Genomic DNA, 15,704 nt, shown 5'->3' on the forward strand with positions numbered 1-15,704 from the left:
GTGCTAACGCCAGGAATCGCATGCGTTTCCTGGCGTTGGTTTCTGCCTTGGCGAGGGCCAAGAAATCGATTGGATCGGACATACTGAGTACAGTGAAACCAGAATAGAGCAATTAGATCACATCTTTAATCTGATTGGTATAAGTTGTGGATTGGCAAAGACAACTACGCTTTCGAAGGGGAAAGAACATGCTGATTAGGAATGTGCGTCTGGCGGGCAGGGAAGGGATGTGGCATATCCTCTGTCAGGGAGGCGTGATCCGGGCCATCGAGCCCATGAGCACCCCTCTGCTCGCAGCCCATGAGCTTGATGGTGAGGAGGGTCTCGCCATCGCCCCCTTTATCGAGCCTCACATCCATCTTGATACCACCCAGACGGCTGGCGAGCCGAGCTGGAACCTCTCCGGCACCCTGTTCGAGGGGATCGAGCGCTGGGCGGAGCGCAAGGCACTGCTGACCCGCGAGGATGTGAAGCTGCGGGCCATCCAGACGTTGAAGTGGCAGATCGCCAACGGCATCCAATTCGTCCGCACCCATGTGGATGTCTCCGATCCCAATCTGGTCGCCCTGAAGGCGATGCTGGAGGTGCGGGAGGAGATGAAGGAGTGGGTGGAGCTGCAGATAGTGGCCTTCCCACAGGAGGGGATCCTCTCCTACCCCAACGGCAAGGCGTTACTTGAAGAGGCTCTCAAACTGGGCGCCGACGTGATAGGCGCCATCCCCCATTTCGAGTTTACCCGGGAGTACGGGGTCGAAAGTCTGCACTACGTCTTCGATCTTGCAGAGAAATATCAGGTTCTGGTGGATGTGCATTGCGACGAAATCGATGACGAACAGTCCCGTTTTATCGAGACGCTGGCAACCCTGGCCTACGAGCGCGGTATTGGCCATCGGGTGACCGCCAGCCACACCACCGCCATGCACTCCTACAACGGAGCCTATGCCTCGCGGCTGTTCCGGCTGCTCAGGATGACGGACATCAACTTCGTCGCCAATCCGCTGGTGAACATTCACCTGCAGGGGCGCTTCGACAGCTATCCCAAGCGTCGTGGCATCACCCGGGTGAAGGAGATGCTGGAGGCGAACATCAACGTCTGTTTCGGTCATGACGACGTGTTCGATCCCTGGTATCCCATGGGCACGGCCAACATGTTGCAGGTGCTGCACATGGGGCTGCATGTCTGCCAGATCATGGGCTACGAGCAGATCAATGACAGCCTCAAGCTGATCGGCAGCCACAGCGCCCGCACCCTGAACGCGCAGGATCGCTACGGCATCGAGGTGGGCAAGCCCGCCAACCTGCTGATCCTTCCTGCAGAGAATGGTTTCGATGCGGTGCGCCGCCAGGTGCCGGTACGTTATTCCATCCGCCATGGCAGAGTCATCGCCGATACTCGCCCGGCCGAGACGACCCTCCACCTTGTGAATCCAGAACGGGTAGACTTTCGCCGCTAGGGTCTAGCAGGGTCGATTAATTGCCCGGCTGTCCCCTGCTGCCGACATTTTGCATAATGCCAACCTGACACTCTTGGAGACTGCTTGATGCAAACCTGGTTATTTGTCGCTGCCGGAGGCGCCTTCGGTGCCTGCCTGCGTTTTGGCATCGCCGAGCTGATGGCCTGGCTGCTGGGACGCCACTTTCCCTATGGCACCCTGGTGGTCAACGTGGTCGGTTCCTTCATCATGGGGATTGCCTATGCCCTGATCAGCCATGGTCACGTGGTGGAACACCCGATGAAGCCATTGCTGATGGTGGGTATCCTCGGCGCCCTGACCACCTTCTCCTCCTTTGCCCTCGATACGGTCGTGCTGGCCCAGCAAGGGGCCTATCTGAAGGTGCTGCTCAATATCGGTCTCAATCTGTTCCTCTGTCTGGCCATGGTCGTGCTGGGGATGCAGTTGGTCGCAAGCCGGGTTTGAGGTGTCCGCACGCCATCGGCTCTGGTAAACTGGCGGCCATTCTTTGCTCTATGGGTATTTGAGGGATGTCGGAACAGACTACTACTACGCATTTTGGCTATAAAACCGTGGCAGCGACCGAGAAGGAAACCCTGGTCGCCGGTGTCTTTCATTCGGTAGCGGCCAAGTATGATCTGATGAACGATCTGATGTCGTTCGGCATCCATCGCCTCTGGAAGCGCTTTACCATCGACTGCTCCGGTGTCCGCAAAGGACAGAAGGTGCTGGATCTGGCTGGCGGTACAGGGGATCTGACCGCCAAGTTCTCCCGCATCGTGGGTGAGACCGGTCAGGTGGTCCTGGCGGACATCAACGACTCCATGCTGAAAGTGGGCCGCGACAAACTGCGCAACCTGGGGGTGGCCAACAACGTCTCCTACGTACAGGCCAATGCCGAGGCGCTCCCCTTCCCTGACAACCATTTCGACGTCATCACCATCGGCTTCGGCCTGCGCAACGTCACCGACAAGGACAAGGCACTTGCCTCCATGTTCCGGGTGCTCAAGCCGGGTGGCCGCCTGCTGGTGCTGGAGTTCTCCAAACCGGTGAGCGAAGTGATCGCCAAGCTGTATGATCTCTACTCCTTCAAATTGCTGCCGAAAATGGGCGAAATCGTCGCGAATGACAGCGAAAGTTACAAATACCTGGCGGAATCCATCCGCATGCACCCGGATCAGCAGACCCTGGCAGGCATGATGGAGAATGTCGGGTTCGAACAGGTTGAGTTCTACAACCTGACCCAGGGCGTGGTCGCCCTGCACCGCGGTTACAAGTTTTAAGGTCGCCTATGCCGATGGATGCCATGGTCACCGCGGTGATCGAAACCAGCCTCAACCAGTTGCTGGCCCTGGACAAACAGAGCCCGGAGCGGTTGCGCAAGCTGACGGGCAAGGTACTCAAACTGGAGCTGCGCGAGCTCAAGCCGCTCTGGTTTGTCTTCTCGGAGCGCCGTCTGGATGTGCTGGCCAGGTTTGAAGGGGAGGCGGATGCGGTGCTGAGTCTCTCCCTGACCGCCCTCGGCCTGCTCAAGGAGCCTTCCGCCCTGACCCGCTACATCCGCGAGGAGAAGCTGGACCTGAGCGGTGACCCCCAGCTGGTGCAGGCATTCAGCGCCCTGCTTGGCGAGCTCGATATCGACTGGGAAGAGGAGCTGTCCCGCTACACCGGCGACGTGGTGGCCCACACCCTGTGCAGTGGTGCCCGTCAGGCTCGCCGTTTTGTGGGGCGAGAGTTGTGCCGTTCCCAGCGTCAAGTGGCCGAGTATTTGACCGAGGAGGCTAGGCTTGCCCCGGGTCCGCTGGAAGTGGCGAGCTTCAATGACGATGTCGAAGAGCTGGCCCAACAGATGAAGGCGATCGAGTTGCGGCTTGCCCGCCTCGAACAGCAGGTGAGCTGATGACCCCGAAGGAGTTCAAACGCCTCTATCGCATCGTCAGCATCCTGCTGGAACAGGGCATCGACGAGCTGGTGCCCGCCCGTTATCAGCCCTGGCCTGGCCGTCTGGCCCGTCGCAGTCTGTTCTGGCTCAAGAACAAGCAACAAGGCATGAGCCGTGGCGCCCGCATTCGCCTCGCCTTCGAGGCCCTGGGCCCCATCTTCATCAAGTTCGGCCAGATGCTCTCGACCCGCCGAGACCTGCTGCCCCCCGACATTGCCGAAGAGCTGGCCCTGCTGCAGGACAGGGTGCCTCCCTTCTGTGGTCAGGCCGCCCGTCGCCAGATAGAAGAGAGCCTGGGTTGCCCCGTCGAGACCCTGTTCGATGACTTCGACGAGACGCCGCTGGCATCCGCCTCCATCGCCCAGGTGCACACCGCCCGGTTGAAGGAGAACGGCCGCGAGATCGTCATCAAGGTGATCCGTCCCGATATCGAGCCGGTCATCGAGGCCGACCTGCGCCTGATGCAGGCCCTGGCCCGTCTGGTGGCCCGTTTCGTGCCCCAGAGCGGACGACTGCGCCCCGTCGAGGTGGTGGAGGAGTATCGCAAGACCATACTCGACGAGCTCAACCTGATGCGCGAAGCGGCCAACGCCATCCAGCTGCGCCGCAACTTCACCGGTTCCGAGGCGCTCTATGTGCCCGAGGTGTTCACGGACCATTGCCGTGAGCAGGTGCTGGTGATGGAGCGTATCTACGGCATTCCGGTCTCCGACATTGCCGCGCTGGAAGCCAACGGCACCAACATGAAGTTGCTGGCCGAGCGCGGAGTGGAAGTGTTCTTCACCCAGGTGTTCCGTGACAGCTTCTTCCACGCCGACATGCACCCGGGCAACATCTTCGTCTCTTTCGAACACCCCGAGAATCCGCTCTGGATCGGCATCGACTGCGGCATCGTCGGCACCCTCAACCGGGAAGACAAGCGCTACCTGGCGGAGAACTTCCTCGCCTTCTTCAACCGCGACTACCGCCGTGTGGCCGAGCTGCACGTAGAGTCAGGCTGGGTACCGCCCGATACCAAGGTGGACGAGTTCGAGTTCGCCATCCGCACCGTGCTGGAGCCCATCTTCGAGAAACCGCTCTCCGAGATCTCCTTCGGCCACGTGCTGCTCAATCTGTTCAACACCGCCCGTCGCTTCAACATGCAGGTGCAGCCGCAGCTGGTGCTGCTGCAAAAGACCCTGCTCTATGTGGAAGGGCTGGGTCGCCAGCTCTATCCCCAGCTGGATTTGTGGCAGACCGCCAAGCCCTATCTGGAAAACTGGATGCACGAGCAGGTCGGCCCCAAGGCGGTGTGGAATGCCATCAAGGAGAAGGCGCCGTTCTGGGCGGAGAAACTGCCGGAGCTGCCGGAGCTGGTCTATGAGACCCTGCGTCAGGCCCGCCATCAGCAGCACCACTTCGACCAGATGTTTGCCGATTTCCGTCGCCACAGTCGCCGTCAGGGGCAGGCCCGCTACCTCTTAGGGGTTGGAGCCAGCCTGCTGCTCGCGGGTGTATTCTTGCTGACCCAGAAACAACACATTGAGTGGGGACAAATCAGCCTCGCCGGCGCCGGGTTATGCTGGCTGCTGGGTTGGTTGCGAACCCGTTCCCATTAAATAACCTGCGCCATCGGGCGCCTATCCGGAGAGAAAGTCATGGGTGGTATCAGTATTTGGCAGTTGTTGATCATCGCAGTCATCGTCGTGCTGTTGTTCGGCACCAAGAAATTGCGCGGTATCGGCGGCGATCTGGGCGCGGCGGTCAAGGGGTTCAAGAAGGCGCTCTCCGATGAGCCGGCCGACACCAAACCCGAGCAGAAAGATGCCGAGTTTCCGACCAAGCAGTTGAACGAGACGGCCAGCAACGCCGAAGCCGCCAAGCAGAAAGACAAAGATCAGGCCTAAGCCATGTTCGACATCGGTTTTTGGGAACTGGTCGTCATCGGCGTCGTCGCCCTGGTGGTGCTGGGTCCCGAGCGGTTGCCGGTCGCGATCCGCACCGCCAGCCACTGGATAAGGCTGATCCGCAGCACCGCCAACTCGGTCAAGGCCGAGCTGGAACAGGAGCTCAAGTTGCAGGATCTGCACAACGATCTGAAGAAGGCCGAACGGTTGCAGATGAACAACCTGAGCCCCGAGCTGCAGGAGTCCATCGAGCAGTTGAAAGCGGCCGCCCAGTCGGTGAATCGTCCCTATCAGGGGGAGAACGAGATCCGCCCGCCTCGGGAGCCCGCCCAGGCTGAGCCAGCTACTCCGGTGGCGGCCCCGACGCCCACCCCAGAGGTTCCGCCGGTCAACAGTCAGCGAGAGAGCGAGCCTGTGCCCGCCAGCGAGTCCGCAGCCAAAGGGGAGGGTAAGCCATGAGTCAGGCAGAACAACCCCTCATCAGCCATCTGGTGGAGCTGAGAACCCGTCTGCTGCGCGCGATCTCCGCCATCCTGCTGGTGTTCATCGCGCTCATCTACTTCTCCAACAACATCTACGACTTCGTGGCCCAGCCGCTGCTCAGCCAGTTGCCGGCAGGCACCAGCATGATAGCGACGGATGTGGCGACACCCTTCATCACGCCCATCAAGCTGACCCTGGTGGTCTCCTTCTTCGTGGCGATCCCCTATCTGCTCTATCAGGCCTGGGCTTTCATCGCACCCGGTCTGTACCAGCACGAACGGCGGCTGATCCTGCCCCTGGTGGCCTCCAGCGCCGTGCTGTTCTATGCGGGGATGGCGTTCGCCTACTACGTGGTGTTCCCCCTGGTGTTCGGCTTCTTCACCAGTACCGCCCCCGCCGGGGTGACGGTGGCGACCGACATCGCCAGCTACCTGGACTTCGTGCTGACCCTGTTCTTCGCGTTCGGGGTGGCGTTCGAGATCCCGGTGGCCACCATACTGCTCTGCTGGACCGGGGTGACCACCCCCAGGAGCCTGAAGGAGAAGCGCCCTTACGTCATCGTCGGGGTCTTCGTGGTCGGTATGTTGCTGACGCCGCCCGATGTCTTCTCCCAGACCCTGCTCGCGATCCCCATGTGGGGCCTGTGGGAGATAGGTCTGTTCTTCGCCCGCTTCTACGTGAAGAAAGAGGACGAAGAGCAGCAACAAACGGAAGAGGGGAGCTGAGGCTCCCTTCCTCTTTTCATGCATCCGTTCGAGGCGTATGGTAAGGCCCCATTGAGTAGATGGTTTTCAAATGCCTGATATGCACCTCGTTTGTCCGGAACCCCTGACTCCATGATCGACATCGGTTTGAACCTGACCAGCAGCCAGTTCGCAGGCGAACAAGCCGACCTGGTGGAACGCGCGCGCGCCGCCGGGGTGGAAGCCCTGATCCTGACCGGCACGGATCTGGCCGGCAGCCAGGCCAGTGCCGAGCTGGCCACCCAGTGGCCGGGCTACTGCTTCTCCACCGCCGGGGTGCACCCCCACGATGCCAAAAGCGTCGATGAGGCGACCCTGCCCGCCTTGCGGGAACTGGCGGCCCTGCCCCAGGTGGTGGCCATCGGCGAGTGCGGTCTCGACTACAACCGGGACTTCTCCCCCCGTCCGGTGCAGGACGCGGTGTTTGACGCCCAGCTGGCGCTCGCCGCCGAGCTCGGTATGCCGGTGTTTCTCCACTGCCGCGATGCCCATGACAAATTCGTCGAGATCCTGCGCCCCTGGTTGCCCCGCCTGCCGGGGGCCGTGTTGCACTGCTTCACCGGCTCCGACGCCGAGCTGGACGAGTGCCTGGCGCTGGGGCTGCATATCGGGGTGACCGGCTGGCTCTGTGACGAGCGCCGTGGCCAGCTGCTGCGCGAGCAGGTGGCCCGCATTCCGGCGGGTCGCCTGATGATAGAGACGGACGCCCCCTACCTGGTGCCGCGGGATCTGAAACCCAGGCCCAAACGCAACGAACCCGCTTTTTTGCCGCACATCGCCCAGGTGGTGGCGGCCTGCCGTGGTGAAGCGCCCGAGGCCTTGCTGGCCCATACCCGGGCCACCTCCGCCGCATTCTTCCAACTTCCGCTTTTGGAGTGATTCATGGCCACAACTCTTCCGGGGGCCTTCCCGGGCCGTCGCCTGCGCCGGGTGCGCAAACATGACTTCAGCCGCCGCCTGGTGCGAGAGAACGTACTGACCGTCGACGATCTCATCTATCCCGTGTTCGTGCTGGAGGGGGAGGGTCAGCGAGAGGCCGTTGCCTCCATGCCGGGGGTGGACAGGCTCTCCATCGATCTGCTGCTCGAAGAGGCCGCCGAACTGGTGGCCCTGGGTGTGCCGGCGGTGGCCCTGTTCCCGGTGACGCCGCTGGAGAGAAAGAGTCTGATGGCGGAAGAGGCTTACAACCCGGATGCCCTGGCCCAGCGGGCGACCCGTGCCCTCAAGGCTCGCTTCCCGGAGCTCGGGGTCATCACCGATGTGGCGCTCGACCCCTTCACCACCCATGGCCAGGACGGCATCATCGATGACGAAGGCTATGTGCAGAACGACATCACCACCGAGATCCTGGTGAAGCAGGCGCTCTCCCATGCCGCCGCCGGGGCCGACATGGTGGCACCGTCCGACATGATGGACGGCCGCATCGGTGCCATCCGCGCGGCGCTGGAGGAGAATGGCTTCGTCAACGTGCAGATCATGGCCTACTCCGCCAAGTACGCCTCCCACTACTACGGCCCGTTCCGCGATGCGGTGGGCTCCGCCGCCAACCTCGGCAAGAGCAACAAGGCCACCTACCAGATGGACCCGGCCAACGGCAACGAAGCCCTGCACGAGGTGGCCCTCGACATCGCCGAAGGGGCGGACAGCGTGATGGTCAAGCCGGGCATGCCCTACCTGGACATCATCCGCCGGGTGAAGGATCAGTTCGGCGTGCCGACCTTCGCCTATCAGGTGAGCGGCGAGTACGCCATGCACATGGCGGCGATCCAGAATGGCTGGCTCAAGGAGAAAGAGTGCGTGATGGAATCCCTGCTCTGCTTCAAGCGGGCCGGGGCCGATGGCATCCTCACCTACTTCGCCAAGCGGGTCGCCCAGTGGTTGAAAGAGGACGCCCGACGCTGAGGCGGGGAGTGTCCATGCCCTCACAATGCCGGCCCTCGGGCCGGCATTGTCGTCTCTGGCAGATGAAGTGCTGGTTTTATGAACAAAATGCCTGAAAAAGTGGGCAACAAGCCCGTCTCTTGGCGGCAAAGGCTTGATAAATGGGGTTTCTGCCTACATCTTAGATGGTCCAAGCAGGCTTCTGGACGGCAGGGGCTGCAGAGCATTTAGAGGTACCGCAGATGACTAACCCTTTGCTGACAATGGACTCGCTGCCTCCCTTCAGCCAGATCCAGCCCGATCAGGTGCAACCTGCCGTGACGCAGGCCATCGCCGATTGCAAACAGAAGATTGAGGATGTGCTGGCCCAGAAGGAGCCTCACACCTGGGACAGCCTGATCGCCCCGCTGGAAGAGGTCAACGACCGCCTCTCCCGGATCTGGTCCCCCATCAGCCACCTCAACGCCGTGCAGAACAGCGAGGCGCTGCGGGCGGCTCACGATGCCTGCCTGCCGCTGCTTTCCGAATTCCAGACCTATGTCGGTCAGCATGAAGGGCTCTATCAAGCCTATCTGGCCCTCTCCGAGAGCGATGACTTCCCCCGGCTGGATGATGCCCAGCGCAAGGAGATCCTGAACACCCTGCGCGATTTCCGCCTCTCCGGCATCGGTCTGCCTGCCGAGGCGCAGCAGCGTTACGGCGAGATCCAGGCCTGCCTCTCGGAGCTCGCCTCCCGTTTCAGCAACAACGTGCTGGACGCGACCCAGGGCTGGCACAAGCTGGTGACCGACGAGGCCGAGCTGGCTGGTCTGCCCGCGAGCGCCCAGGCTGCCGCGCGCCAGATGGCCGAACTCAAGGGCAAGGAGGGGTGGCTGTTCACCCTGGACATCCCCTCCTACCTGCCGGTGATGATGTATGCCGACAGCCGCGCCCTGCGTGCCGAGCTGTATGAGGCCTTCACCACCCGCGCCTCCGACCAGGGCCCCAACGCTGGCAAGTGGGACAACTCCGCCATCATGACCGAGTTGCTCACCCTGCGCCGGGAGCTGGCCCGACTGCTGGGCTTTGCCAACTATGCCGAGCTCTCCCTCGCGACCAAGATGGCGGACAAGCCGGAGCAGGTGGTGGAGTTCCTCACCGACCTGGCTGCCAAGTCCCTGCCCCAAGGCAAGGCGGAGCTGGAGGAGATCCGCGCCTTTGCCGCCGAGCAGCACGGTCAGGACGAACTGGCGGCCTGGGATCTTGCCTATTACGCAGAAAAGCTCAAACAGCACAAGTTTTCGGTCTCTGATGAGCAGTTGCGTCCTTATTTCCCCGCCGGCCGGGTCGTGAAGGGGCTGTTCGAGGTGGTCAAGCGGGTGTTCGGCATGAAGGTACGCGAGCGTCTCGGCATCGACACCTGGCACCCGGATGTGCGCTTCTACGACATCTTTGACGCCGATGACGAGCTGCGCGGCAGCTTCTACCTGGATCTCTATGCCCGCGAGCACAAGCAGGGCGGCGCCTGGATGGATGTCTGCCTGGGTCGCCGCTACCGTCAGGACGGCTCCCTGCAAAAGCCGGTGGCCTACCTGACCTGCAACTTCAACGGCCCGGTGGACGGCAAGCCGGCCCTGTTTACCCACAACGAAGTGGTCACCCTGTTCCACGAGTTCGGCCACGGCATTCACCACATGCTGACCCGCATCGATGTGGCTGGCGTGGCTGGCATCAACGGCGTGGCCTGGGATGCGGTGGAGCTGCCGAGCCAGTTCCTCGAGAACTGGTGCTGGGAATCCGAGGCGCTGGCCTTCATCTCCGGCCATTACGAGACCGGGGAGCCGCTGCCCGCCGATCTGCTGGAGAAGATGCTGACCGCCCGCAACTTCCAGGCGGCGATGCAGATGCTGCGCCAGCTGGAGTTCGCCCTGTTCGACTTCCGTCTGCACCAGACCTTTGACCCGACCAGAGCGGATCAGATCCCTGCGCTGCTGGATGAGGTGCGCAGCCAGGTCGCCGTGATGACGCCTCCGGCGTTCAACCGCTTCCAGCACAGCTTCTCCCACATCTTCGCGGGCGGCTACGCGGCGGGCTACTACAGCTACAAGTGGGCCGAGGTACTCTCTGCCGACGCCTTCTCCCGCTTCGAGGAGGAGGGGATCTTCAACCCGGCCACGGGCCACTCCTTCCTGAAGAACATTCTGGAAAAGGGCGGCTCCAGGGAGCCGATGGAGCTGTTCCGTGCCTTCCGTGGCCGGGAGCCCCAGGTGGATGCGCTGCTGCGTCACAGCGGTATCGCCGCGTGAGGTCCCGCCGCCACAGTGAGCCTCGATTGGATGAGCTGCCGCGCCACTGCGGGAGCTTCAAGCAGGTACACATTTGCGGCATAGTGGGATCGAAACGTGATTTTTGATAGAAAAAGGGACCTTTTGGTCCCTTTTTCCAAGCCTTTTTAATATCTTGCGGAGTGCATGTTTGCACTGTCCCCGCCTCTTCAGTAGAGTCGGGTTCTACCTTCCAGGGAGAGAAAGAACCTTGCCATGAGGCGAGCACTCGAGTCTGTCTATCAAATCATCTCCAGCCTGTCTCATTCGAGTGGTCAGGGATATTTTGATGCCTTTGTGAGTGAAATCGCCAACGCGGTGGGGGCTGACTTCGTCCTGGTGTCCGGCAAGGATCAGGCGGGTCTGTTCTTTACCGTGCATGCCGCCTATCCCGCCTCCCTCGACATCAACTCCTACAGCTTCCCCCTCGCCGACACTCCGGGGGAGATCGCCATGCAACAGGGTGAAGCCTGGTTCAGTGATCGCACCCGCCAGCTGTTCCCCCACGCCGCCGTGCTGGAGCGCTGCGAGGTGAGAGCCTATGCCGGCGTCGCGCTCAAGAACGCCGAGGGAGAGACCATCGGCCTGTGCAGCGTCATGTTCAAGCGGGCCATGCCGAGAATGGAGAAGATAGTGGGCCTGCTGCGTCTGCTGGCCCCGCTCGCCGGTCGTGAACTGGCGCTGATGTATCAGCAGCGCCAGAGCCAGGAGCAGCCGGCGCAACCGGAACATCACCACTTCCTGGACACCATGATGTCCCATGCGCCCGTGGGCATCGGCAAGGTGGATCTGGGCGGCAAGATCCTCTGGGCGAACCCGGCCATCGAGAAGATGCTCGGCTACAGCCAGGAGGAGCTGCAACAGCTCACCGTCGCCGAAATCAACCATCCGGACGACTGGCAGACCAGCATTGCGCTCTACGACGCCCTCAAGCGGGGGGAGCGTCCCGCGTTTACCCAGGAGAAGCGTTATCTCCATCGGGATGGGACCGTCCTGTGGGGACGGGTGACGGTGACCCTGATCCGCAACGAGCAGATGCACCCCGACTATCTCATGGTGGTGCTGGAGAACATCGATCCCATCAGGCGCCATGCGGAGCAGCTCAAGCTCTCCCACCGGGTCTATGACAACCTCTCCGAAGCCATTCTGGTGTGCGATGCCGACAGTCGCATCATCTCGGTCAATCCGGCCTTCGAGAAGATCACCGGTTACAGCGAGGAGGAGGCGTGTGGCCAGCGGCCCAGCATGCTCAAGTCCGGACTGCACGATCAGACCTTCTATGCGGACATGTACCACGCCCTGGAGCGGGTGGGGATCTGGCGTGGGGAGGTGTGGAACAAGCGCAAGAACGGCAAGCTCTATCCCCAGCAGCTGATGATCAGCGCCGTGCGGGAAGGGGGCAAGATCAGTCAGTACATCGCCATCTTCAGCGATCTTTCCCAGACCAAGCTGGCGGAGCAGAAGATCGCCGCCCAGGCCAACTACGACAACCTCACCGGCCTGCCCAACCGCTGGCTGTTCGGTCGCTGTCTGGCCCGCTTCTGCGAGCGGGGGGAGCGCTTCGCCCTCATGGTGCTCGACCTCAACAACTTCAAGGCGGTCAACAACAGCATGGATCACCATGTGGGCGACGCCCTGCTGCGGGAAGTATCGGATCGGCTGGTGAGCCGGGTGCGCACCGAGGACCTAGTGGCCCGCATCGGCGGCGACGAGTTTGCCTTCCTGGTGCCCGGCATCGTCAACCGCCGTCAGGCCGAGGTGTTTGCCAAGCAGGTGATCGGCGGTTTTGCCCGTCCCTTCATGCTGGCCAACCAGCACCTCTATGTGACCGCCACCCTGGGGATCACCCTCTGTCCCAATGACGGCGGCGACAGCGACGAGCTCTTGCGCAATGCCGAGCAGGCCCTGTTCGTCGCCAAGCGCCAGGGACGCCCCCTCGGCACCTACAACGCCTCCATGCGGGAAGAGGTGAGCCAGCGCCACCAGATGCAGCACGATCTGGCGGAGGCCATCAAGCTGGGCCAGCTGACCATGGCCTACCAGCCCATCTGGGACAACCGCAGCGGCCGGGTCGCCAAGCTGGAGGCCCTGGTGCGCTGGTATCACCCCCACTGGGGTCAGGTCTCACCGGCGGATTTCATCCCGCTGGCGGAAGAGGCGGGGCTCATCCAGGGGCTGGGTGCCCTGGTGCTGTGGCAGTCTTGCCGGGATCTGGCCAGATTGCAGCAGTCCGGCTTCCCGGATCTGCAGATGTCCATCAACCGCTCCACCCTGGAGTTCCAGACCATAGACCCGGAGGCCAACGAGTGGCTCAGGGTGATCCGTCACTTCAACCTGGACCCGGCGGACATCATCATCGAAATCACCGAGTCCCTGCTGATGGAGACCAGCGATCAGCACAGGGTGCGGATCGATGCCCTGCGCGAGGCGGGCTGCAAGCTGGCCATCGACGACTTCGGCACCGGCTACTCGGCCCTCAACTACCTGCGCACCTTCCCGGTGGATCTGGTGAAGATCGACCGCTCCTTCGTGCGCCACATCCCCTTCAACGAGCAGGACAGGCTGCTGCTCGACGGCATCATCAACATAGTGCACAACCTCGGCATGCAGGTGGTGATCGAAGGGGTGGAGACCCGGGAGCAGCTGAACTTCCTCTGCCTGAAGGGCTGTGCCTTCACCCAGGGCTACCTGCTCAGCCGTCCGCTGCCCTATGACGATCTGGTGGAGTACCTGGGCCTCAACCGTCAGGGGATGAACCTGACCACGGTGAGCTGATCTCCCGCTTCTGCTATCATGCCGGCTCCTGCGCCGTGATGAGTCCGTGTTATGCCCCATATTCAGGTTTTCAGTGAAGTCCCCGCCCGCGATGGCGAGCTCGACGCCCTGCGGCTGCGGCTGGCCGGGGTGGAGTTTCCGGCCCCCTTCGCGCTGGTGCTGACCGAGGCACGGCTGGAGCTGCGCAAGCTGGACGAGCCCAAGCTGGGGGCCGTCTATGTGGACTTCATCGAAGGGGCGGTGGCCCATCGCCGCAAGTTCGGCGGTGGTCGCGGCCAGTCCATCGCCAAGGCGGTGGGGCTGAAGTCGGGGGCCATGCCGACCGTGGTGGACGCCACCGCCGGGCTCGGCCGTGACGCCTTCGTGCTCGCCTCCCTCGGCTGCAGGGTGACCCTGATCGAGCGCAGCCCCGTGGTGGCGGCCCTGCTGCAGGACGGCCTGGCGCGGGCGGGCCAGGATCCCGAGATAGGCCCCTGGGTGCGCGAGCGGATGCAGCTGCTGCACGGGCCGGCGGTGGAGACCCTGCTGGCGCTGACCGAACGGCCCGAGGTCATCTACCTGGATCCCATGTTCCCCCACAAGCAGAAGTCGGCGCTGGTGAAAAAAGAGATGCGGGTGTTCCAGTCCCTGGTGGGGGCCGATCTGGACGCCGACGCCTTGCTGCCGGCGGCGCTCAGGATGGCGGAGAAACGGGTGGTGGTGAAGCGGCCGGACTACGCGGGCTGGCTCAACGAGCAGAAGCCGAGCATGGCCATCGAGACCAAGAGCAACCGCTTCGACGTCTATGTGATGGCGGCGCTGGCGGCAGGCTGAATCGAGCGCGCTTGAGTCAAGGTGTCAGATAGCAAGAGGGCCCGCAGCGCGGGCCCTCTTTCGTTGTTCGCACTCGGCGGCTAGAAGCGGATCCGCTTCTCTTCCCCCTGCCAGAGCAGCTCCAGACTCGCCAGATCCGCCAGGCTGAGGCGCTCGCCGCCTTGCAATAGCAGGTACTCGACGCCTTCTCTGGCCTCGATGGTGCGGATCCTGTCTGCCCACAGGCGGCCGTCCCGACCGGTGAGGGTGACCGGCAGCTGCCAGCGGGCGGCGATCTCGAGCCAGTCGTAGAGGTCGCAACTGATGGGTTGATACCCTGTCATGGTGCTTCTCCTACCTCGGCCCCAGGCCCGTCACTGGAAATTGATGCTGGTGGTCGGGGCCGTCACCGGCTGCGCCTTCAGCACCTGCTCCAGCTGCAGCGGGTCGTTGGCCAGCTCGGGATCATCCTCGTCGCCGTTGCAGACCAGCACCATGTCGTAGCTGCCGAGGTTGACGAAGCCCAGCTCGTAGCCGTAACCACCACCCGTCAGGGGAACGACGGGGGCGCTGGCGTAGAAGCCGTTGTCGAGGTCGGCCATGTCGGGATAGGCGTCATCTCCCACAGGGCGCAGTTCGTCGTAGAAGTAGACGAAGGCCTTGTCGGTGAGCTGGCCGCCGCAAAGCCCTGCCGCCACCGTGCCCCTGACGGTGGCGACCTCGGTGTTGTTCACCAGTCGCACCCCTCTGGGCTTGAGCTTGTAATGCTCCTCGTGGCCCGGCAGCACCATGGAGTGGCGCAGGTCGAACTCTGTGGTGAAGGCGCTGAGGCCGTTGGCGGCTATGGTGAAGGCATCCAGCTTGAGCTCGTTGCTCGGCACCTCCAGCGGCTTGATCACGCTGTCATCCTGCAGGACGTAGGAGTAGGGTGTGCCATCCGGGAATTGATTGCCTGCATCCCGGCCATCCAGGATCCGCAGCCGCATCTGGCTGTAGTCGCCGGGGACCACGCTCTGGCTGGCCAGCAGGGGGCGGCTGCTGGAGCCCGGGTATTTCAGCAGATCGATATAGGTGAACAGGGGGTGGCCTGAGGCGTCCAGAGGGATGATCTCTCCCGTCGGCGTGCAGCCATCGTCCTGGGCCGATGTCAGGAAGCTGGCGGTGGTCCAGGCCAGCTCGCTCCCCGAGACGGGGTGGATGCTGATGTTGGAGACGGCGATGCAGACCTTGCTGACCGAATCCACCGGGGCATCGGAGAAGGCCAGGGACATCTCGGCATTCTGCTGGCTGTTGTCGTCACTGCCGCCACCGCAGGCGGTCAGCAGGGCAGTCAGGGCTATCAGGGGTAAATGTTTCATGGTTTCCGTTCCTGTGAGAGAGACAACTCAACTCTAGCCGAGCCGCTGGCACAGGCTAGATGGCAGGGGGAGCGGAGAACCGGAATT

15 protein-coding genes are annotated in these 15,704 nt (G+C 62.6%); 13 read left to right on the top strand and 2 right to left on the bottom strand.

Annotated elements, in window-relative coordinates:
• The first annotated feature begins 188 nt into the window (after positions 1–188).
• From J9889_RS00605 to J9889_RS00665, 13 genes are all read left to right on the top strand, one after another.
• Positions 189–1,454: a cytosine deaminase gene (locus tag J9889_RS00605; RefSeq protein ID WP_210555812.1), complete on the top strand. Its 1,266-nt coding sequence runs from the start codon at positions 189–191 to the stop codon at positions 1,452–1,454.
• Between the two features lie 87 nt (positions 1,455–1,541).
• Entirely contained in the window at positions 1,542–1,919 is a 378-nt protein-coding gene (crcB, locus tag J9889_RS00610) for a fluoride efflux transporter CrcB (protein ID WP_210555813.1), read from the top strand.
• Between the two features lie 65 nt (positions 1,920–1,984).
• Complete coding sequence (gene ubiE / locus J9889_RS00615) at positions 1,985–2,737, top strand: bifunctional demethylmenaquinone methyltransferase/2-methoxy-6-polyprenyl-1,4-benzoquinol methylase UbiE (RefSeq protein ID WP_039041078.1); 753 nt, start codon at positions 1,985–1,987, stop codon at positions 2,735–2,737.
• An 8-nt stretch (positions 2,738–2,745) separates the two neighbouring features.
• The gene (locus tag J9889_RS00620; RefSeq protein ID WP_029313421.1) at positions 2,746–3,354 is read left to right on the top strand and encodes an SCP2 sterol-binding domain-containing protein; all 609 of its coding nucleotides are present in this window, start codon (positions 2,746–2,748) and stop codon (positions 3,352–3,354) included.
• The gene (gene ubiB / locus J9889_RS00625) at positions 3,354–4,994 is read left to right on the top strand and encodes a ubiquinone biosynthesis regulatory protein kinase UbiB (protein WP_010672357.1); all 1,641 of its coding nucleotides are present in this window, start codon (positions 3,354–3,356) and stop codon (positions 4,992–4,994) included. Before J9889_RS00620 ends, ubiB begins: the two co-directional genes overlap by 1 nt.
• Positions 4,995–5,033: 39 nt before the next feature.
• Positions 5,034–5,282: a Sec-independent protein translocase subunit TatA gene (gene tatA, locus J9889_RS00630; protein ID WP_010672358.1), complete on the top strand. Its 249-nt coding sequence runs from the start codon at positions 5,034–5,036 to the stop codon at positions 5,280–5,282.
• 3 nt (positions 5,283–5,285) lie between these two features.
• Positions 5,286–5,741, top strand: coding sequence for a Sec-independent protein translocase protein TatB (gene tatB, locus J9889_RS00635; protein WP_113069289.1), 456 nt, complete (start codon positions 5,286–5,288; stop codon positions 5,739–5,741).
• Complete coding sequence (gene tatC / locus J9889_RS00640) at positions 5,738–6,490, top strand: twin-arginine translocase subunit TatC (protein ID WP_010672360.1); 753 nt, start codon at positions 5,738–5,740, stop codon at positions 6,488–6,490. Before tatB ends, tatC begins: the two co-directional genes overlap by 4 nt.
• A gap of 111 nt (positions 6,491–6,601) precedes the next feature.
• Positions 6,602–7,387, top strand: a complete 786-nt coding sequence (locus J9889_RS00645) for a TatD family hydrolase (RefSeq protein ID WP_200163971.1) — start codon at positions 6,602–6,604, stop codon at positions 7,385–7,387.
• A gap of 3 nt (positions 7,388–7,390) precedes the next feature.
• A complete protein-coding gene (gene hemB, locus J9889_RS00650; RefSeq protein WP_039041081.1) occupies positions 7,391–8,410 on the top strand; it encodes a porphobilinogen synthase in 1,020 nt (339 codons plus the stop codon).
• A 221-nt stretch (positions 8,411–8,631) separates the two neighbouring features.
• A complete protein-coding gene (gene prlC / locus J9889_RS00655) occupies positions 8,632–10,674 on the top strand; it encodes an oligopeptidase A (RefSeq protein ID WP_210555814.1) in 2,043 nt (680 codons plus the stop codon).
• Between the two features lie 234 nt (positions 10,675–10,908).
• Positions 10,909–13,467 (top strand): GGDEF domain-containing phosphodiesterase, encoded by a 2,559-nt coding sequence (locus J9889_RS00660; RefSeq protein WP_210555815.1) that lies wholly within the window; start codon positions 10,909–10,911, stop codon positions 13,465–13,467.
• 60 nt (positions 13,468–13,527) lie between these two features.
• Positions 13,528–14,280 (top strand): class I SAM-dependent methyltransferase, encoded by a 753-nt coding sequence (locus tag J9889_RS00665; protein ID WP_104456034.1) that lies wholly within the window; start codon positions 13,528–13,530, stop codon positions 14,278–14,280.
• Positions 14,281–14,360: 80 nt separating this feature from the next.
• On the opposite strand, the gene J9889_RS00670 is transcribed toward J9889_RS00665, so the two are convergent.
• Together J9889_RS00670 and J9889_RS00675 are read right to left on the bottom strand one after the other, a co-directional pair.
• Positions 14,361–14,603, bottom strand: coding sequence for a Rho-binding antiterminator (locus J9889_RS00670; protein WP_104455033.1), 243 nt, complete (start codon positions 14,601–14,603; stop codon positions 14,361–14,363).
• Between the two features lie 30 nt (positions 14,604–14,633).
• Positions 14,634–15,617, bottom strand: a complete 984-nt coding sequence (locus tag J9889_RS00675; protein WP_104455034.1) for a DUF4382 domain-containing protein — start codon at positions 15,615–15,617, stop codon at positions 14,634–14,636.
• Between the last annotated feature and the right edge of the window lie 87 nt (positions 15,618–15,704).

It is taken from the genome of Aeromonas sp. PrichA-15 (genome assembly GCF_017939245.1).
Taxonomy (GTDB): domain Bacteria; phylum Pseudomonadota; class Gammaproteobacteria; order Enterobacterales; family Aeromonadaceae; genus Aeromonas; species Aeromonas caviae.